This is a genomic window from Reyranella sp. (assembly GCF_050185545.1).
Lineage (GTDB): Bacteria > Pseudomonadota > Alphaproteobacteria > Reyranellales > Reyranellaceae > Reyranella.
This window is the reverse complement of sequence record NZ_JBFWZI010000147.1, coordinates 1-19,088: the sequence shown is the minus strand read 5'-3', so window position 1 is coordinate 19,088 and position 19,088 is coordinate 1. Positions and strand designations below refer to the sequence as shown.

At 67.7% G+C, this 19,088-nt stretch carries 21 protein-coding genes; 12 read left to right on the top strand and 9 right to left on the bottom strand.

What is annotated here, in order from left to right:
* From rlmN to AB7O82_RS28370, 3 genes are all read right to left on the bottom strand, one after another.
* The coding region (gene rlmN, locus AB7O82_RS28380; protein ID WP_428620749.1) for a 23S rRNA (adenine(2503)-C(2))-methyltransferase RlmN at nt 1–1,124 on the bottom strand (1,124 nt) is incomplete at its 3' end.
* 149 nt (nt 1,125–1,273) lie between these two features.
* Entirely contained in the window at nt 1,274–1,786 is a 513-nt protein-coding gene (locus AB7O82_RS28375; RefSeq protein WP_428620748.1) for a DUF1801 domain-containing protein, read from the bottom strand.
* Nucleotides 1,783–2,370 carry an RNA methyltransferase gene (locus AB7O82_RS28370; protein ID WP_428537938.1) on the bottom strand — a complete coding sequence of 196 codons (588 nt, stop codon included), beginning with the start codon at nt 2,368–2,370 and terminating at the stop codon, nt 1,783–1,785. The genes AB7O82_RS28375 and AB7O82_RS28370 overlap by 4 nt, the downstream gene beginning before the upstream one ends.
* Before the next feature lie 84 nt (nt 2,371–2,454).
* Between AB7O82_RS28370 and AB7O82_RS28365 the strand changes: the two genes are divergently transcribed.
* Nucleotides 2,455–3,705 (top strand): class I SAM-dependent methyltransferase, encoded by a 1,251-nt coding sequence (locus tag AB7O82_RS28365; RefSeq protein WP_428537941.1) that lies wholly within the window; start codon nt 2,455–2,457, stop codon nt 3,703–3,705.
* 125 nt (nt 3,706–3,830) lie between these two features.
* Nucleotides 3,831–4,439, top strand: a complete 609-nt coding sequence (locus AB7O82_RS28360) for a hypothetical protein (protein WP_428620746.1) — start codon at nt 3,831–3,833, stop codon at nt 4,437–4,439.
* A gap of 22 nt (nt 4,440–4,461) precedes the next feature.
* Here the strand turns inward: AB7O82_RS28360 and AB7O82_RS28355 are convergent, their stop codons facing one another.
* Together AB7O82_RS28355 and AB7O82_RS28350 are read right to left on the bottom strand one after the other, a co-directional pair.
* Nucleotides 4,462–5,733, bottom strand: a complete 1,272-nt coding sequence (locus AB7O82_RS28355; protein ID WP_428537947.1) for an RNA polymerase sigma factor — start codon at nt 5,731–5,733, stop codon at nt 4,462–4,464.
* 68 nt (nt 5,734–5,801) lie between these two features.
* On the bottom strand, nt 5,802–6,182 hold the full coding sequence (locus AB7O82_RS28350) for a YciI family protein (RefSeq protein WP_428620744.1): 381 nt from the start codon (nt 6,180–6,182) through the stop codon (nt 5,802–5,804).
* 218 nt (nt 6,183–6,400) lie between these two features.
* Between AB7O82_RS28350 and AB7O82_RS28345 the strand changes: the two genes are divergently transcribed.
* Nucleotides 6,401–7,384, top strand: coding sequence for an alpha/beta fold hydrolase (locus AB7O82_RS28345; RefSeq protein WP_428620742.1), 984 nt, complete (start codon nt 6,401–6,403; stop codon nt 7,382–7,384).
* Here the strand turns inward: AB7O82_RS28345 and AB7O82_RS28340 are convergent.
* Complete coding sequence (locus AB7O82_RS28340) at nt 7,359–8,351, bottom strand: D-2-hydroxyacid dehydrogenase family protein (protein ID WP_428537956.1); 993 nt, start codon at nt 8,349–8,351, stop codon at nt 7,359–7,361. The genes AB7O82_RS28345 and AB7O82_RS28340 overlap by 26 nt on opposite strands.
* Nucleotides 8,352–8,418: 67 nt before the next feature.
* Between AB7O82_RS28340 and AB7O82_RS28335 the strand changes: the two genes are divergently transcribed.
* The 6 genes from AB7O82_RS28335 to AB7O82_RS28310 all read left to right on the top strand — a co-directional run bounded on the left by AB7O82_RS28335 (nt 8,419) and on the right by AB7O82_RS28310 (nt 14,028).
* Nucleotides 8,419–9,396: a TauD/TfdA dioxygenase family protein gene (locus AB7O82_RS28335; RefSeq protein ID WP_428620740.1), complete on the top strand. Its 978-nt coding sequence runs from the start codon at nt 8,419–8,421 to the stop codon at nt 9,394–9,396.
* A gap of 7 nt (nt 9,397–9,403) precedes the next feature.
* Complete coding sequence (locus AB7O82_RS28330; RefSeq protein WP_428537962.1) at nt 9,404–9,796, top strand: hypothetical protein; 393 nt, start codon at nt 9,404–9,406, stop codon at nt 9,794–9,796.
* A gap of 298 nt (nt 9,797–10,094) precedes the next feature.
* Nucleotides 10,095–11,375, top strand: a complete 1,281-nt coding sequence (locus AB7O82_RS28325; protein WP_428537965.1) for an acetyl-CoA C-acyltransferase — start codon at nt 10,095–10,097, stop codon at nt 11,373–11,375.
* Entirely contained in the window at nt 11,375–11,986 is a 612-nt protein-coding gene (locus AB7O82_RS28320) for a LysE family translocator (RefSeq protein ID WP_428620750.1), read from the top strand. The genes AB7O82_RS28325 and AB7O82_RS28320 overlap by 1 nt, the downstream gene beginning before the upstream one ends.
* A 58-nt stretch (nt 11,987–12,044) precedes the next feature.
* Entirely contained in the window at nt 12,045–13,334 is a 1,290-nt protein-coding gene (locus tag AB7O82_RS28315) for an MFS transporter (protein ID WP_428537968.1), read from the top strand.
* Between the two features lies 1 nt (nt 13,335).
* On the top strand, nt 13,336–14,028 hold the full coding sequence (locus tag AB7O82_RS28310) for a hypothetical protein (protein WP_428620738.1): 693 nt from the start codon (nt 13,336–13,338) through the stop codon (nt 14,026–14,028).
* Nucleotides 14,029–14,203: 175 nt separating this feature from the next.
* Here the strand turns inward: AB7O82_RS28310 and AB7O82_RS28305 are convergent, their stop codons facing one another.
* The 3 genes from AB7O82_RS28305 to AB7O82_RS28295 form a co-directional block, all read right to left on the bottom strand.
* Nucleotides 14,204–14,569: a hypothetical protein gene (locus AB7O82_RS28305; protein WP_428537973.1), complete on the bottom strand. Its 366-nt coding sequence runs from the start codon at nt 14,567–14,569 to the stop codon at nt 14,204–14,206.
* A gap of 175 nt (nt 14,570–14,744) precedes the next feature.
* Entirely contained in the window at nt 14,745–15,131 is a 387-nt protein-coding gene (locus AB7O82_RS28300; RefSeq protein WP_428620736.1) for a hypothetical protein, read from the bottom strand.
* A gap of 100 nt (nt 15,132–15,231) precedes the next feature.
* A complete protein-coding gene (locus AB7O82_RS28295) occupies nt 15,232–16,245 on the bottom strand; it encodes a DUF3592 domain-containing protein (protein WP_428537979.1) in 1,014 nt (337 codons plus the stop codon).
* 63 nt (nt 16,246–16,308) lie between these two features.
* Between AB7O82_RS28295 and AB7O82_RS28290 the strand changes: the two genes are divergently transcribed.
* From AB7O82_RS28290 to AB7O82_RS28280, 3 genes are all read left to right on the top strand, one after another.
* Nucleotides 16,309–17,742: a DUF2252 domain-containing protein gene (locus tag AB7O82_RS28290; RefSeq protein ID WP_428620734.1), complete on the top strand. Its 1,434-nt coding sequence runs from the start codon at nt 16,309–16,311 to the stop codon at nt 17,740–17,742.
* 37 nt (nt 17,743–17,779) lie between these two features.
* On the top strand, nt 17,780–18,571 hold the full coding sequence (locus AB7O82_RS28285; RefSeq protein WP_428537985.1) for a hypothetical protein: 792 nt from the start codon (nt 17,780–17,782) through the stop codon (nt 18,569–18,571).
* A partial coding sequence (locus AB7O82_RS28280) for a hypothetical protein (protein ID WP_428620732.1) occupies nt 18,568–19,088 on the top strand: 521 nt, incomplete at its 3' end. The genes AB7O82_RS28285 and AB7O82_RS28280, both read left to right, overlap by 4 nt.

Sequence of the window (19,088 nt, the reverse complement as noted above, 5' to 3'; positions counted from 1 at the left end):
CCACGCAGGCTCGCACTCTTGAGCTGACCGCAGGCCGCCAGGATGTCGCGGCCGCGCGGCGTGCGCACCGGGGCGCTGAGGCCGCCCGCATTGACGATCTCGGCGAAGCGGTGGATGCGGTTGTTGGAGCTGCACTCGTAGGGCGCGCCGGGCCACGGATTGAACGGGATCAGGTTCACCTTGGCGTGGATCGGCGCCAGCAGGCGCACCAGCTCGCGCGCATCGGCGTCGCTGTCGTTGATGCCCTTCAGCATGGCGTACTCGAAGGTGATGCGGCGGCTGTTGCGGGCGCCAGGATAGGCGGCGCAGGCGGCCAGCAGCTCGGCGATCGGCCATTTACGGTTGATCGGCACCAGCGTATCGCGCACCTGGTCGTTCACCGCATGCAGCGAGACCGCGAGATTGACGTCGAGCACCTCGCCCACCTTGGCGATCATCGGCACGACACCCGAGGTCGAGAGCGTGATGCGCCGGCGGCTGAGCGCGATACCCTGCTCGTCCATGACGATCCTGAGCGCGGTCGCCACGTTGTCGAAATTGTAGAGCGGCTCGCCCATGCCCATCATGACGATGTTGGAGAGCATGCGCGTGGTCTCGGTCGGCGTCGGCCATTCGCCGTAGCTGTCGCGCGCCACCATGAACTGGCCGACGATCTCGGCCGGCGCGAGGTTGCGAACCAGGGGCTGCGTGCCGGTGTGGCAGAAGCTGCAGGTCAGCGTGCAGCCGACCTGGCTCGACACGCACACCGAGCCGCGATCCTCCTCGGGGATGTTGACCGTCTCGGCCTCGTTGCCGTCGCCAAAGCGCAGCAGCCATTTGCGCGTGCCGTCGACCGAGCGCTGCTCGGTCACGATCTCCGGCCGGGCAACGACGAACAGCTCGGCGAGCCGCTCGCGCGTCTTGCGCGCGATGTTGGTCATGAGCGCGAAATCGGTGACGCCGTGCCAGTAGATCCACTGCCAGACCTGACGGGCACGAAACGGTTCCAGCCCGGCCTCGGCCAGCGCGGTCTTGAGTTCCTCGCGCGACAGCCCGACCAGGTTGGGGCGCAGGTCGTTGCGGCCGCTGAACGGCTCGACGATCTGCAACGGCTCGGTCGGCAGGAGGGACATGGTGGGGCTCAAATAGGCGCCGGATGCAGCCCGCGCAAGCGGCGGGGCGGCGCGCCGCCGCGGCCGTCACCTGGGAAATTGAGACATCTCTTATGTTTCCCCGTATCGGGCAGGGCATTCGCCAAAAACCGTCATCCCGAGCGAAGCCGCACGGAGGGCCACTACGGCGCGAGGAAGCCGGGCAAGGCGGCGGCCTGCTTCAACCAGCTCGCCAGCTGGGCCTCATCGAGGCCCTCGCCTTCGTGGATGTCGAGATAGCGCGTGTTCTTGTCCTTGCTCGGGCCGGGCGGCATCGGTCGCAGCGCCGCGCCCTGGAAGAAGGTCACCTTGACGTAGCGCGTGAAGGTGTGGAACGCGAGAAACCAGCCTTGGCCCTCGATGCCGTAGAAGGGCGAGTTCCACTTCACGGCCTTGCGCACGCCGGGCAGGGTCCGCACGATCAGCGCGTCCAGGCGCTCGCCGACAGTGCGCTTCCAGTCCGGCATGGCGGCGATGTACGCCTGAACCGAGGCGTCGCCGTCGGCCTTCGCGATTTGCGGGTTGCCGCCCGAGAGAAGCACGACCTTCTGGCCTGCCGTCCCGGTCCTCCTGGTGACGGCCTTGCGCGATGTGCTCGTCCGGGACCCGCGCCCGGTCCCGGGTTTCGCCTTGGGTCGCCCTCCAACGCGCTTCATGATGAGGCTCCGCCCTTTCCGGGCAACGCCTGGCCGCCGCGAACCGCCCGCTGGCGCTGCTTGCGCTTGTAGATCGGCTCGCCGAACACCGGCAGCTCGACCGGGCCGACCGGGCCACCGGCGGCGACCGGCCGCTCGGCGTGGCGGCCGAGGCTCAAGAGCCGGTCGTACATGACGAGGGCGCCCGCAACGCCGAGATTGACGGAGAAGCGGGTGGGAATGCTGACGACGAAGTCGCAGATCGACTGCACGTCGGTCGACAGGCCCTCGCGCTCGGCGCCCAGGATGTAGGCCGCCTGGCGCGGATGGCGGAAGCTCGGCAGCTCGATTGCCTGGTCGGTGATCTCGACGCCGACCAGGCGGCACCCCTCTGGCAGGCGAAAGGATTGCAGGTCGGCGAAGTCGTAGGTCGGGACCGATCGGGGCGTGTCGGAGGTATCGCTGCGGGATCCCTCGCGGCGATTGTACTGGGCGCCCAGCGTGAAGACGAAGGCGGCGCCGAAGGCGTGGGCGGTGCGGAACAAAGTGCCGACATTCATCGGCTTGCTCACGCCTTCCACACCGATGCCGAAATAGCCTTTCATGGCCCCTGGATTTGTTGCATTAACCCCGGCAGGGCGTTGCCGGCCCTTCGGGTAGCGCCGCGTTCGTTGTGAAACAAGGCCAGAATGACCGTTCCTTCGCCGATGGATGATGTCCGCGCCCAGTACGAGGCGTTGCCCTATCCCGCGCGCGACCCGCGCGACGAGGCGATCCGGCTGATCATCGGCACGCCGAGCCATATCCTGGAGGTCAATCACTACCTGTTTTCGGGCAGATTGAACTTCGCCCGGCCGTTCCGCGCCCTGGTCGCCGGCGGCGGCACGGGCGACGCCTGCATCATGCTGGCCCAGCAGATCGTCGACCGGCGCTGCCCGGGCGAGGTCGTCTACATCGACCTGTCGACGGCGTCGCGGCAGGTCTGCGAGGCGCGCGCCAAGGCGCGTGGCCTGCGCAACATCCGCTTCATCACCGGATCGATCCTCGACCTGCCGTCGATGCCGATCGGCCAGTTCGACTACATCGACTGCACCGGCGTGCTGCACCACATGCCCGAGCCGGTCGTCGGCATGCGCGCGCTCGCCAGCGTGCTGCAGCCGGAGGGCGGGCTCGGCGTCATGCTCTATGGCGAGTACGGCCGCAGCGGCGTCTATCCCCTGCAGGAGATGCTGCGCACGCTGGCGCCCCCGTCGATGGCGCTGGAGGACCGGCTGGCGATGGCCAAGCGCCTGATCCGCTTCCTGCCGACGACCAACCTGTTCCGCCGCAACCCCTATCTCAACGACCATGTCACCGGCGGCGACGCCGGGCTCTACGACCTGCTGCTGCACAGCTGCGACCGCGCCTTCACGGTGCCGGAAATCGGCGAGATGGCGAGCGAATCGGGCCTGCGCGTCGTCGCCTTCCTCGAGCCGGTGCGCTACGAGCCGGCGACCTACATGAGCGACCCGATCATTGCCCGCCAGGCCAGCTCCCTGCCGCTGATCGAGCGCGCCGCCTTCGCCGAGCGCCTGGCCGGCAACCTGCGAACCCATGTCTTTTACGCCACACGCGCCGGCTTCGACACGGTGGCGCGGCCGGAGGACACCTCGGCCATCCCGGTGCTGCGCGAGGTCGATGCGCAGAAACTCGCCGCCGGCATGCAGCCGGGGGCGCCGCTGATCGCCAACCTGGATGGCTTCCCGTGGCGCGCCCAGCTGCCGCCGCTGGCGCCGCGCATCATCGGCCAGATCGACGGCCGCAAGACCGTGGCCGAGATCTACACCTCTCTCGGCGCCCAGGGCGGCCTGCCGCAGTGGGAGGATTTCTATACCCAGTTCGAGGACCTCTACCTCAAGCTGAACGGGGTCAACCACCTGCTGCTGCGCTTCAGGACCTGACAGCCGGCGTCTTGCTGGCGCGGTGCCTGCCAGCGTCGGACGAGTTTCTTCCCAGGCCAGGAACCTGGCCTGGTGACCGCTCTTACCGTGAGAGGATCCGCTTTTCTTCGACCCGTGCCACATCAATGGCCAGAAAATCGCTGGACGACCTGCCCGAGATCTTCGTCTCGACCTCAGAGATCAGCTATCTGGCCTCGAAGGCCGTGCGCGCCGGCAAGCTCAGAAAATTGGCCTCGCGTCTTTACACCAAGGACCTGGCTTCCGAACCCGAGTCCCTCGTCCGCCGCCATCTCTGGACGGTCATCGCGGGCTATTTCCCGGGTGCCCTGATTGCCGACCGTACCGCGCACGAAGGCGCACCGGCGAAGGACGGCTCCGTCTTCCTGATCTCGCAGGGCGCCCAGAGCGACGTCGCACTGCCGGGCTTCACCCTGCGGCCGCGGCGGGGCGCGCCAGCCCAACAGTCCGACCTGCCCTTCAGAGGCGTCCTCCATCTCACCTCGCCGGCGCGGACGCTCCTGGACAATCTCGTGCCAAGCCGAAGCCGGGGCTCGATCTCGCGCACACTCACGAAGGCGGAAATCGAGATCCACCTCAAGACCGTGCTGCGAAGATCAGGCGACACCGAGCTGAGCAGACTCCGCAACGACGCCCGCGCGCTGGCGCCCATCCTCCATCGCGAGAGAGAGCTTGCCGCCCTGAGCCAGCTGGTGGGGGCACTCCTCCACACGTAGCCCGGCCGTCTGTCTGCAGACATCAGGCAGCGTCGCAGGCCCTGAGGCGGCGCTCCATCAGCCGGCGTTCCGGCTCGGTGCGCGCCAGGGCGAGCGCCTTCTCGAATTCCAGGCGCGCCTCGCGCGCCCGGCCGAGCTCGGACAGGAACACCCCCGTCGCGGCATGGGCGTAGGGGCTGTCGTCGAGCACCGGCATGGCTTCCAAGCCCGCCTGTGCGCCGCGGGCGCGGCCGATCGCGATCGCCCGCGCGAGGGCGGCGACCGGCGACGGGTCGATCTCACGCAAGCTGTCGTAGATCGCGGCGATGCGTGGCCAGTCGGTCGCCTGGGCGCTCGGCGCCGTGGTGTGAAGCGCGGCGATCTCGGCCCGCAGATGCCATACGGTCAGCGCGTCGCCCTCGGCCGAGCGCTCGAGATGGGCGAGGCCGGCGGCGATCAGCCGGCCGTCCCAACGCTCGCGCGGCTGATCGTCGAGCAGTTGAGCGACGCCGTCCGGCCCGACGCGGGTCGACAGGCGGGCGGCCGTAAGCGCGAGCAACGCCGCCAGCGCGTCGCTCGCCGGACCGGCGGTCATCGGATGGCGAGCGAGCGCCCGGGCAAGCCGCACCGCCTCGACGCAGAGCTCGGCCTGCACCAGCGCCTCGCCCGATGATGCCGAGTAGCCTTCGTTGAACATCAGGTAGAGAGCCATGCGCACCGACTCGGCGCGCTCGGCCAGCGCCTCGGGCGGCGGTGCCTCGATCGCGATCCCGGCGGTCTCGAGCTGGCGACGGGCCCGCACCAGGCGTTGGGCGATCGCCGCCGGCTCGCGCAGCAGCCCGGCGGCGATCTGGCGGACCGCGAGACCGCACACCGACTTCAACGCGAAGGTGACCCGCAGCTCCGGTGGCAGGACCGGATGGCAGACAGCGAACAGCAGCGCCAGCTCGTCGTCGCTCAGCTCGCGATCGAAATGACCTTCATGCTGTTGCGTCGCTGGCTCGAACGGCACCAGGTCTCCGGCGAGTGCCAGGCCGCGCGCCTCGTGCCGCAACAGGTCGAGGGCGCGATTCCTGGCCACGGTGGCGAGCCATGCCTCCGGTTTCGCCGGCACCCCCTTGAAGGGCCACGAGGTCAGGGCCTGCAGGAGGGCATGCTGTACCGAATCCTCGGCGACGGCGATGCGGCCAGCGCCGAGCCGCCGCGCCAGGGCGGCGACCAGCCGGCTCGCCGAATCGCGGGCGAGCGAATCGACGAGCCGATGGACCGGACCATGGTCATGTTCATCCGGACCGCGGGCGTCCCGGCCGCTCATGAGGCTGAGCGGGCGGGACGTCCGCGGTCCGGACGAGCTTGCTCCGAAGGGCCGCCCAACGGCGGGACTCAGCTCGCCGCGGCGCGGGCCTGGGACATGTCCTCGATCGGCCTCAGCTCGACCCAGTTGGTGGCCGAGATGGCGAGATGGGGGCATTCCCGGGCGATGGCTTCCGCCTCGGCGGCATCGCGCGCCTCGATGACGAAGTAGCCGCCGATCACGTCCTTGGCCTCGGCGTAGGGGCCGTCGCTCGCCACCGGCTTGCCGTTCTCGACCCTGACGTGGCGGACGCCGCCCGCGACCAGCTTCTCGCCGCCGGCGAGCTTGCCCTTCTGCCGCAGGCTGTCGGCCCACGCCATGTAGCGCCTGGTCATATCCAGCATCTTCTCGCGCGGCAGGTCCATGTTGTAGTTGGGCACCTGGTGCAGCAGCAGCATGTATTGCGCCATCTCGCTCTCCTTCGATCCGACGGAAGATCCCGTCACCCCATCGACGTTCGGGCGCGGCGGGAATCGACATCGGCTGACAAAGACTTTGTCGGGCGCGCGATTTGCCGCTATCGCGCGAAACGACGGCTTTGCCGAACGCCTTTCCCTGGTGAACTATAGCACCTGCTCTGTCATCGGCCCGGAGCATCATCGGCCCGGCGCATCATTGGAGCGCAACAATGGATGTCACCGAGAGGGAATCGCGATCTGCCGGCCCGGCTTCCGTCTCCGGTTCCACACCGCCGCCTATTGGGCCAACGCGGACGGTAGCAACCCGGGATGGCCGCACTCTCGCCTATCTCGAAGTGGGTGATCCGCGCGGACCGCTCGTCATCCACAATCATGGCGGCCCGAGCAGCCGGCTCGAGGCACGCCTCTTGGCCAGCTCAGCCGCGAGAAACAGGTTGCGCCTCGTCTGCGTGGACCGACCTGGCATAGGGCAGTCCAGCCCCCAGGAGGGACGCACCTACTCCGGTTGGGCCGACGACATGACGACCATCGCCGACGCGTTGGCCCATCAGGAGTTCGGCGTCACGGGCTGGTCCGAAGGAGGCCCCTGGGCGCTTGCGGCAGCCGCCTACATCGATCCCCTTCGACTGCGCCACGTCAGCAGTATCGCCGGTGGAAGCTACGGGGCATTCGGCGACAATTGGGGAGCCAGCCACCTTTCCAAAGCCGACGCGCTGGGGGGATTTCTTGCCCTGCATTTCGAGCCTGGATTCCGACTCATGTACGCGGCCCTTGGGATAACCGCCGAACATTTCCGTCGCACCTACATCGAGCAGCTGCGGAAGGCCGTCAACGACCACGATCGACAAGTCCTGCTCCAACCGGAGCTTGCGACCGCCTTTTGCGAGGCCAGCGCCGAATGCTTTGCGCACGGCAGCGCCGGGCTGGTCCGCGACGCCGAGCTGCTCTATCGGCACTGGCCTTTCGACGTGACCGCGATCGAAAGGCCGGTCCACCTGTGGCAGGGAATGGATGACCGGCTCGTGCCACCTGTCATCAACAAGACGGTGGCCGAGCGCATGCCAGGGGCGGTATGGCACCCCGTCGAGGGCGCCGGTCACTTCGTCGCCATCGATTCGGTCGACGAATGGCTCGGGGTCGCGGCCGCGGAGCTGGGCGCGCGACCGGCTACGCCTTCAGCGCTTCCGGATTGATCAGGTTGATCGGCTTGCCGTCGAGCCAGGCTTCGATGTCCTCGATGGTGCCCGCATAGAAGTGGCGATAGCTGTCCTCGACGACGTAGCCCAGGTGAGGCACCAGGGTGACGTTGTCGAGCCTGGTGAAGGGATGGCCCTTGGGCAGCGGCTCCTTGTCGTACACGTCGAGGCCGGCATGGGCGATGGTGCCGTTCTGGAGAGCGGCGAGCAGCGCAGGTTCGTCGACGATCGGCCCGCGCGAGGTGTTGATCAGGATCGCGGTCTTTTTCATCTTGGCGAGGTCGGCCGCGCCCAGAAGCCCGCGCGTGCGAGCCGACAGCACGAGATGGATGGAGATGAAGTCCGACGTCGCCAGAAGCTCGTCCTTGCTGACCAGGCGCGCGCCGCCCTGAGCGGCCTTCTCCGCCGTCAGGTTCTGGCTCCATGCCACCACGTCCATGCCGAACGCCTTGGCATAGCCGGCGACACGGCTGCCCAGCCGGCCGAGCCCGAGCACGCCCAGCCGCTTGCCTTCGAGGACGTTCATCTGGGTGATGCCGTCATGCCAGCCACCGCTGCGCATCAGGCGTTCGCCCTTGGCGAGGTCGCGGGCGCACGACATCAGGAGCGCCCAGCACAGCTCGGCGGTCGGCGCATTGGAGCCGCCGCCCGGCGTGTTGCTGATCGGGATGCCGCGCTCGGTCGCCGCCTTGTCGTCGAGGCTCGAGGCGCGCGCGCCGGTCAGCACCATGAACTTCAGATTGGGCAGCTTCTCGATCAGGGCACGCGGGAAGGCGGTGCGCTCGCGCAGCAGGCCCAGCATGTCGAACGGCGCCAGCTTGGCCGCAGCGTCCTCGACCGAGGAGAAGGGCTCGTGAAAGACCGTGATCTCGACGCCGCGCTTCTTCAATCGATCCCAGTCGGCCATGCGCATGGCTACCTTCTGGTAATCGTCGAGCAGGGCGAGTTTGTGGGTTTGCGGCATGGCGTTTCCTGGGAGAGTATGGTGGGAACGATGGCGGAAGCGCCGACTATAGCCGCAGGAGGTGGCCGTGAGCATCACCATCCAGCCGACCCATCCCGACTTCGTCGCCGAGATATCCGGCGTCGACCTGGCGCGGTCCCTGGCGGCGGCCGATCGCGACGCCATCGAGGACGCGATCAACCGCTACGCCGTCGTGGTCTTCCGCGGCCAGGCGCTCACCGACGAGCAGCAGGTTGCCTTCGCCCGTCATTTCGGGCCGATCCAGCCGGCGGCGCAGAAGGCGCGCCATACCGGCGTCAAGCATCGCCTGCGGGGCAACGACATCGCCGACATCTCCAATCTCGACGGCGATTCCAGAGTGCTCGAGGCCAACAGCAAGCGGCGCCTGGACTGGCTGGCCAACCGCCTGTGGCACACCGACGCCTCGTTCCGCGCCGTACCCGGCGCGCTTTCCATGCTCTACGCCCATGTCGTGCCCGACGACGGCGGCGACACCCAGTTCGCCGACCTGCGCGCCGCCTACGACGCACTGCCGGAGACCACCAGAAGCCAGATCGAGGACCTCGTCGCCGAGCATTCGATCTTCCACTCGCGCGGCCAGCTCTCGGTGACCGCCTACACACCCGAGGAGCTGGCGAGCCTGCCGCCGGTGCCGCAGCGCGTCGTGCGGCGGCACGCGGGCTCCGGCCGCAAAACCCTGTACATCGCCTCGCACGCCTCCCACATCATCGGCATGCCGATCGCAGACGGCCGCCTGCTGCTGATGGACCTGATGGAGCACGCCACCCAGCCGCGCTTCGTGCATTCGCATCGCTGGCGCGTCGGCGACCTCGTGATCTGGGACAACCGCTGCACCATGCACCGCGCCCGTCCTTTCGACACGACCAAGGTGCGCGATCTCAGGCGTGTCACGACACGAGACGTCGCCTCGACCCTGGAGCAGGGTGCCTCGCCCCGCTGCAATCCCGCCCAGCTCACGGCCAGCGCACCGACGTCACCGGAGACAGCCACTGCCAGCCGATCACTTCATATCAACTCGGATTGAGTGCCCCATGGCCGTCATCAAAGGCTTGAGCTCCGACAGGTCCATCGACTGGTATGTCGATTCGTTGACGATTGCCGGGTTCCCGGCAACCGCCATCGTCGCCTGCCTGTTGCGCTACGCGCATCGTCATCACGAGTCGGGTGAGACGCCGAACGTCTGGGGCGCATGGGCCATGGCGATCACCCACCTGGGCCTTCGAGAGCTCGAGCAGGCCGGCCGGCGCGCCTTCGCGGACGATCGGGTGGGCGACACTGTCGACGAGCCGTACTTCGGACAAATACTGGCCGAGGCCGTGGCGAGTACCGGTGACACGGGCCGCTTCGATACCGATGACCTCGGCTACATCGACAATGCCCTCGAGACCCCTTCAGCGATACTTCGAGCTCACCCAGGAAGATGAAGAGCGCCAGGCGTACGAAGACGACGAAGAGGACGTCTTGTTCGAGGATGAACTCGCCCCCCTTCCTTCGCTCGAGACTGGCCATCGCCGACCGGGGCCGTTGGAGCTTCAGGCGCCCATCGTCAATCCCATGCGCGATGTCGGACGCAACGACCCCTGTCCCTGCGGCAAGAAAGCGAAGCGGTGCTGTCTCGCCGCGTGAACTCGGTTTCTTCCGGACCGCGAGCCCGCTCGCTCGGACTCATGAGCGAGCGGGCTCGCGGTCCAAGAGAGCATGAGCATTGAAGGAACGCGCGCAATGGCCCGACCCAAGGACATCTGGTTGGCCTCCGGCGTGCGCACGCCGTTCGCCAAGGTCGATGGGGCGCTTGCTGCCCATGACGCCATCGAGCTCTCGGTGCCCGTGGCGCGGCACATGGTCGACCGGCTCAGGGGCGGCAAGCCCGACTTCGCGGTGTGGGGTGTCGTCGTGCCGAGCCTCACCTTCAGCAACATCGCGCGCGAGGTGCTGATGGATGCCGGCATCGATGCCACGGTGCCGGCCCTCTCCACCGTCATGGCCTGCTCGACAAGCATGATGGGCGCCATCGAGGCGGCCGGCATGATCGACGGCGACAGCTACAACCTCGCCCTGGTCGGCGGTGTCGACAGCTTGAGCCGGGTGCAGATCGGGCTCGGCCAACGCCTGTCCGACTGGCTGCGCAAGTTCCAGCAGGCGCGCTCGCTCGGCCAGAAGCTCGACCAGGTCACGCATGTTCAGCTGAAGGACATCCGCCTGTTCATCCCCGCGATCGCGAACCGCACGACCGGGCTCAGCATGGGCGAGCATACCGAGATTACCGCAAGGGAATGGCAGATCGGCCGCACCCAGCAGGACGAGATCGCGCTGGCGAGCCATCGGCATGCGGTGGCAGCGTGGGACAAGGGCTTCTTCGACGACCTGGTGATCCCGATGGGCGGGCTCGCGCGCGACGGCATTCCGCGCAAGGACACCTCGCTCGAGAAGCTGGCGCGCCTGCCGCCCTCGTTCGACCGCACCAGCGGCCATGGCAGCCTGACTGCCGGCAATTCCTCGCCGCTAACCGACGGCGCCGCGGCGATCTGGGTCGCCTCGTCGAAGGGACTGGAGCGGCTTCCGACGGAAACACCGCGGGTGAAACTGGTCGACTGGGAGATCGGCTCGGTCGATTTCCGCACCGAGGGGCTCCTGATGGCGCCGGCCTTCGCCATCCCCCGCCTGCTCGCCCGCCACGATCTCGGCTACGCCGACATCCATCTCTGGGAGATCCACGAGGCCTTCGCCGCCCAGGTCGCCTTTCACTTGAAGGCGCTGCAGGATACCGCCTTCCTGCGCGACAAGGCGAAGGTGCCTCGCGACTTCGGCACCTTTCCCGTCGAGCGCATGAATCCCAATGGCGGCAGCACGGCCTTGGGCCACCCGTTCGGCGCCACCGGTGCGCGCATCATCAGCCAGGCCGTGAAGGAGCTGGCGGCGATGCCCAAGGGCCGGCGCGCCATCGTCAGCATCTGCGCCGATGGCGGCCAGGGCAGTGTCTTGTTGCTGGAGTCCGCAGGATGATGAACCTCGATTTCCTGATCACCACCCTGATCGTCGTCGTGTCGCCCGGCACCGGCGTGCTGTTCACCCTGGCCATGGGGCTGTCGCGCGGCGCGCGCGCCAGCGTCGTCGCGGCTTTCGGCTGCACGCTCGGCATCGTGCCGCACATGGCGGCGGCGATCCTGGGGCTCGCCGCCCTGCTGCATGCCAGTGCGCTCGCCTTCGAGATCTTCAAGTACATCGGTGTTGCCTACCTGCTCTACATGGCGTGGAGCACCCTGAAGGAGCACGGCGCGCTCAGCGTCGACGGCAATGCGCCCGAGCGCTCGTCGCTGCAGGTCATCGTCCATGCCATCCTGATCAACATCCTCAATCCCAAGCTCTCGATCTTCTTCTTCGCCTTCCTGCCGCAGTTCGTCAGCGCCGACGAGGCGAAGCCCCTGCTGCGCATGTCCGAGCTCAGCGCCGTGTTCATGCTGCTCACCTTCGTGGTGTTCGTGGGCTACGGCCTGTTCGCCGCGGCGATCCGCAACCACGTGATCTCGCGGCCGCGCGTGCTGACCTGGATGCGCCGCGTCTTCGCCGGCGCCTTCGCCGCCCTCGGGGCCAAGCTCGCTTTGGCCGATCGCTGATGGCAGGGTCCGAACATCGCCTGGCGCTGGGCGCCAGGCTCGCGCCGGCGGATCGCTGATGACGCGGACCAACTATCGCTGGTTCGTCGTCTTCCTCCTGTTCGCGATCACCGTCGTCAACTACATCGACCGCGCGGCGATCGCCTACGCCATCCCGATCATCCAGAAGGACCTCGGTCTTTCGCCGGCGCTGGTCGGCGCGATCCTGGGTGCGTTCGGCCTGGGCTATGCCGTGACCACCCTGCTGGGCGGCTTCGCCGTCGACCGCTACGGCGCACGGCTGGTGCTCACCGTCGCGGCGCTCTTGTGGAGCCTGTCGATCGGCTCGACGGCGCTCGCCACCGGTTTCGTTGTCCTTTACGCGGCCCGCATCCTGCTCGGCATCTCTGAGGGCCCGAACTTTCCCGCGCTGACCGGCGCGGTGAGCCACTGGCTGTCGCCGCACGAGCGTGCGACGGCACTGGGCAATGCCCTTCTCGCGGTGCCGCTGGCCCTCGCCATCGGCGGGCCGATCGTGACCCTTCTGCTCCGCTGGCTCGACTGGCGCCTCACCTTCGCCGCGCTGTTCGTGCTCTCCGTCCTGTGGATCCCGTTCTGGTTCTTCCTGTTCCGCGACAACCCGGCCGACTCGCCCCATGTCAACGGAGCCGAGCTGGCGCACATCCGCAGCGCAGACCTGACCGGCGCCACCGTCCCGCACGCCGCGCCGCGCTCGTGGCCGGGAGCTGACGTGCTGAAGGCCCTGCTCACCAACGCGACGCTGCTCGCCAACACCTGGGCGTTCTTCGTGTTCGGCTACTTCCTGTTCTTCTTCATGACCTGGTTGCCGAGCTACCTCGAGCGCAGGTACGGGTTGCAGCTGCAGGCGGTCGGCCTGTTCACCGTGCTGCCCTGGCTGACGGCGGCGGTCCTGCTCGGCCTGATGGGCCACTGGTCGGACCGCCTGCTGAAGTCGACCGGCCGGCTGCGCGTCGCGCGCTCCTACCTGATCGCCGGCAGCCAGTTCGTCGCCGCGCTCGCCATCGTGCCGGTGGCGCTGACCGACAACCTCGCGGTGGCGATCGCCGGCATCACCGTCGCGGTCGCCGCCTCGATGGGCGCCAACGCCGCCTACTATGCGGTCAATGTCGACATCGTCCCCGGGCGCGCGGCGACCGCGCTCGGCATCATGGATTTCGCCTTCGCCATTGCCGGGTTCCTGGCGCCCGCCATCACCGGCTGGGTGCTCGACCTGCGCGGCTCGTTCGCCGACGGCTTCCTGCTGATGACGGTGCTGGCGCTGTCCTCGGTGCTGGTGGTGCTGCTGTTCCACCATCCCGACCGGGACCGGGAACGCCGAAGCGAGTGAGATGTCCTTGCGCGGCACGGGAACGTCATTCATCTCGATCGGGCTCGCCTGCCAGCCCGCCCTCCAGCTCTACAGGAACCGCCGGCACCTCTCGTCGCTCGTCGGCGAGCCCCTGGCTTACCGCTCGTCGTTCTTCAATTGGCTGATGGTGAGCGCCGACGGGATTCCACGGCTGCGGGAACGCATGATGGCGCCGATCGAGACGGGATCCATCGGACTGCCGGCCGGCGAGAAGGTGCCCGTCCTGCTGGGCTACCGGGCCTGGCTTTATCACGACGGCCCGAATGCGAAGATCACCCGGAAGAAGTTCCGCCAACTGGTCGCGAAGTACGAACATCTGCGCCAGAACTTCCTCGACCTGTGCTCGCTCCGGACGCGGCACTTCGTGCTGTGCAACACCCAGAACAACCTGGCGGCGGAGCACCCTCACCTGTCAGACAGCATGACGATCACCTTCGACGACAGGCTGATCGCATCGACGCGCGCAACGGTCGACAGACTGTTCCCGGCGGGCAGGAACCGCCTGCTGATCGTCGGCCGGGCCGATCGGCTGGAGCGGCCGATGCGCCGGCGCGTCCGCCTGCCACCGGCCGACGCCACGGCGTGGGAAGGCGATACGGCGGCGTGGGCCAGAGTCCTGTCGCGTCACCTCGGTACGAGACAGGCGCCACCGCGTGGTAGGCGCGACAAGTAACCCGTCATCCCGAGCGCAACGCGGGACCCTCCAGGCAGCGGGAGAGGTCGCTCGTTGCGCTCGCGATGACAACCTTGCCGGATGCGCCTCACCTCGCGGAAGGAAGCGTTTGCTTCGCCACGGGCTCGAGATGCAGCGACAACCGGGTCCGTCCCCAGGGCGCTGGCCCGGTCGCTCAGCGTGCGGCCGGCGGCATGACCTTCAGGGCCGAGCGGTAAGGCTCGATCCGCGCCGTCGCCGGGTAGATGACGACGATACGTTGCACGGGGGACATGACCAGATCGCCCTGGGCGCCGCGTGTCGAGGCGTACTGCCAGACCGCCATCTGCCCGCGCCGCTGCAATTCGGCCGCGAAGACCTCGAGCGGCACGCCGGGTCCGAACTTGGCGAGCTCGTCCCGCGTCAGGCCGACGATCATGTCGTCCTTGGCGCTGACGACCTTGAACAACGACACTTCGGCGTCCTGCGCGAGAGCGAGATCGCCGATGGGCACGACGGCAAGTGCAAGAGCGGCGCCAATCAGTGTCCTTCGCTGCAACATGGGTCCCCCGTTCATCTGTTCCGGTCCATGCCTAGAGCACATTCCCTTTGGCTGTGCCAGCCGGACGAAGTGCTCCTCCCGCAACAAGCGGCCCCCTTCCCGCATTCCCGACTTGGTGGAACCGCAAGCGATTCCGTGAAACCGGGAATCGCCCCGGCAATGCGCCGGGCCAGCCTCAACAGGGCCGTCCGCCCGCCAGGGTCCCGGACCGCAGGTCCACACCGAAGTCGCAGACCGCCGCCTGCCCCCGCGCGTCGATCGAGCACGACAGTGCGCCGGCCCGTCTCACCTTGTGGCCGTCCCCCCGGCAAAGATCGTCCTCCTCGCGGGCCGGCAGGCTGCGGTAGAGGCGCAGCGCCGCCGGGCCGGTGACGGTCAGATAAGCGTGCGTGTCTCTCGCTTCGTCCGACGGAGGATCGACGAGCGTGGCGCCGCCGATGAGCATCTCGCCGCTCAGGCGGACGGTTTCCTGCCCCAGGGCGGTCCCGCCGGGCAGCGCTGCGAGACCCGCGCCGGCGAGCAGGCTGCAGAGGGCAAGGCGGGAGGGCGGTCGATGGCGCATCGGAATCTCCCCGATCGAGTGCAAGAGAACGAAATGGCAGGTCGGCCTATTCTTGCGTGGCGCCGCGCGGTGTCGGAGAAGAGCCAGGCGGGGCCGTCGGCTACGGTATGAGCCAGCCGACGGCGATGGCCGCAACGGCCATGGCGGCAGCAAAGAACCAGAGAACCAAGGGGATCATTCCCATCGACGGCGACAGCGTCGCCTGCGCCGGATCGTCGGGATCATAGAACACCCGCACGCGCGCATGCAGCGGGTTGCGCGCGACCTGCTTCTCGGCAGTCGATCGCTTGTTGCTGCTGGTCGACCAGCCGACGTTGTCGCTTTCGAAGGTGTGGCTGCCCACCTGATAGGCGTAGACGATGCGCGGAACATACATCGTCACATCGTAGTTCCCCCGCGCCCGGTTGGCTCGGCGGTGGTGCTGCACGGTCGTCGCAATCTCCGATCGCACGATCCGCCCCTCTGTCGTCGGCCATCTCTTCATCGCCCGCGTCTGCTTCGTGAACACGCGGCTCAGCATGACGACGAACAGGGCGAACACGGTGAGAAAGACCACTGCGGGGGCCCGCGACGGGTCCACCAGGACGGTCCCCAACCAGTCGACACCCTCGGTTATGGCGACGAAGCCGCCCAGGATGTAGGCGGCCAGGATGGCCGTGCCGAGCCAGGCCTCCCGGATCTTGCCCGGCTCGTCGCGCTCGAGAATGCACTCGTTGGGGTTCTCCGGATTGTAGAGCACCGTGACGATCTTGCCCTTCGGGTAGCGCTTCAGGATCGCCGGGACGGTGCCGTCGGGCTCCCCCATCAGGCATATGCGGTTGCTGCGATAGGTCGTCGAGGCGACCGCAAAGCTGTAGGCGACATGGGCGAAATTGCCGGTCCGAATGTCCTCGCCGGTGATGAACTCGGTGTTCGGGCTGCTCCCCGACATGCGGACGCGCCTCGAGCGGACCTCGCGCGAGCTCACCCTGGAAGAATCGATCCGACCGGTCGTTTGCTGCCACGATCTGGTGCGCCAGTTGCGCCATTGAATCCACAAGGTCGCCACGGCCAGGCCCGCCGGCAGCAACATGCAGATGATCAGGATAATCCAGCGTGTTTCGATCTGGTTCATCAGTCCGCTCAGTCGTTTGCGCTGCATCAAGGTCAGCCCGGGTCCGCAGCCTAAGCTGGTTACATGCAGGATTCATCGATCATTGCGGCCAAGCTGCCGGAGCGGACCGAAGTGCCCGAAACCAGGCGTCCTTCGCACTCCGTCCCGGCCGACGACCTCGTCGCGGCCGGCAAGCGCCTGCGCGACACCGTCCCGCGGGCGAGCCAGGGTATATGGAAGCCCGCCAGAGACCGGCCGAACCCGATCGAGCTGATGCAGGCGTCGGATGCCGGGCGGCTGCCCGAGCTGATTCCGATCAGGTATGGCCGCATGCTGCAGACGCCGTTCACCTTCTTCCGCGGCTCGGCCAACGTGATGGCTGCCGATCTTGCCGGCACGCCGACGACCGGCATCCATGTCCAGGCCTGCGGCGACTGCCACTTGCTCAATTTCGGCGGCTTCGCCACGCCCGAGCGCAACATCGTGTTCGACATCAACGACTTCGACGAGACGCTGCCGGCGCCGTGGGAATGGGACGTCAAGCGGCTGGTCGCCTCGTTCGTGCTGGCCGCCCGGTCCAACGGCCTGTCGGAGGCGGCGGCGCGGGGCGCGGCGGCGGCCTGCGCCCGCAGCTATCGCGAGCGCTTGCGCGAGGTTGCGGAGATGAGCCCGCTCGAGGCGTGGTATGCCAAGATCGGATTGGAGGATTTCCTCGGCCAGTCCGACGACCAAGCCGTGAGGAAGCGCATACGCCGCCGTGCCGAGAAGGCCAAGGAAGATCAGGCCTCCGACGTCGATTATCCGAAGCTGGCCGAGATGGTTGGCGGCCAGATCGTCATCAGGGATCAGCCGCCGCTGATCTTCCATCTGGAAGCGCAGCGTGAAGAGGGCTTCAGGGCCTTCCTGGACAGGGCGCTCGCCGACTATCGGCAGACGCTGCCGGACGACCGTCGCGCCCTGCTCGACCGCTATCGCCTGGTCGATACGGCGATCAAGGTCGTGGGAATCGGCAGCGTCGGGCGCTACTGCGCGATCGGCCTGTTCATGTCGGCCGCCAATCAGCCGCTGTTCCTGCAGTTCAAGCAGGCCGCAGCCTCCGTGCTCGAGCCCTACGCCGGCAAGAGCCTCTATCCCCATTCGGGGCAGCGGGTGGTGATGGGCCAGCGCCTGATGCAGTCGTCGTCCGACATCTTCCTGGGTTGGGTCACCGGCAAGGAAGGCCGGCATGTCTATGTGCGCCAGCTGCGGGACGCCAAGATCAAGCCCCTGGTCGAGACGTTCGATCGTGGCCTGCTGGAAACCTACGCCGGGGCCTGCGGCTGGGCGTTGGCGCGTGCTCATGGCCGGGCCAGCCATCCGTGGCTCGTCACCGGCTACCTCGGCACCAGCGATGCCTTCGAGGAGGCGATGGGCAAGTTCGCCATCGCCTATGCCGACCAGACCGAGCGCGACCATGCCGCGCTCAAGGCCGCCGTCAAGGCGGGTACGATCAAGGTCCACATCGAAGAGGACAGATGAGCGGCAGGCCTCCCTACCAGCCGCGCGGGCGCCTGCCATGCTTCTCGACCTCAACGATTATCCCCTGCTCGCAATCTTTCCGGTCAGCCTGGTCCTGATCCTGGGCGCGGGCGAGGTCGGTCATTGGCTGGGCGAGCGGGCGGCCCGGCGCGGCGCGCCCGGGGTGTCGACGCTGGAAGCGGCCATCCTCGGCCTGCTGGCGCTGATGATCGGGTTCACCTTCTCCATGGCCCTGTCGCGCTTCGAGGCGCGACGCGACGGCGTCGTGATCGAGGCGGCCGCGATCGGCACGACGGCGCTGCGCGCCCGCCTGCTGCCGGCGCCGCACGATCGCGAGGTGGTGAAGCTCCTGCGCGACTACGTGCAGCTGCGGCTCGATCTCACCAAACGTCCGGTATCCCTGGCGGAATTCAACGACGCAATCTCCCGCTCCAACGCGATCCAGGAGGCGCTCTGGCGGCAGGCCAAGGCGGTCGCGGCGAAGGACAACGGCATGGTGCCGACCGGGCTTTTCCTGCAATCGCTCAACGAGATGATCGACGACCAGGAGAAGCGCCTGGCGGCGCTCCACAATCGCCTGCCCGCGATCATCGTGATCGCGCTCTACGGCGTCTCCATCGTCGGCGTCGGCTTCGCCGGCTACGGCAGCGGGGTCGAGACGAAACGGTCGCGCCTGCCGGTCCATCTGATGGGTGTGCTCGTCGCCGCGATGGTGCTCCTGATCCAGGACATAGACCGGCCCGGCGCGGGCTTCATCAAGGTGAGCCAGCAATCCATGGCCAGTACCGCGGCGTTGCTTGCCGGCTTTCCCGACCAGGCGGCGCCATGAACGAGCCCGCGCCGCTGACCGCCAAGAGGTTGCGCAGCCCTAGGGCAGCCGCGGTCGCCGGGATTCTTTTCGCGGGCCTGCTGATTGCCGTGCTGCTGCTCTTCCGTTCCTCCGTGCCCAGGGACGTGCTCGACCAGGGCGCCTGGCTGTCGGGCGAGCTCGACCGGGTCGTGCTGGCGATCAACCTGATGCCGTTCGCCGGGATCGCCTTCCTGTGGTTCATCGGTGTCGTGCGCGACCGCATGGCGGACGCGGAGGACCGGTTGTTTGCGACGGTATTCCTGGGCAGTGGCCTGCTGTTTCTCGCCATGATGTTCGTGGCGATCGCGATGTTCGGTGCGATGGTCGCCGTCCAGATGATACAACCGGGAAGCCTTCCCCATTCGACCACCTTCGCGCTGGCGCGCGCCTTCGCCTACACGATCGTCAACGTCTATGCGATCAAGATGGCGGGAGTCTTCATGCTGATCACCTCGACGATCGCGGTGCGCACCGCCTTCGTGGCGCGCTGGATGGC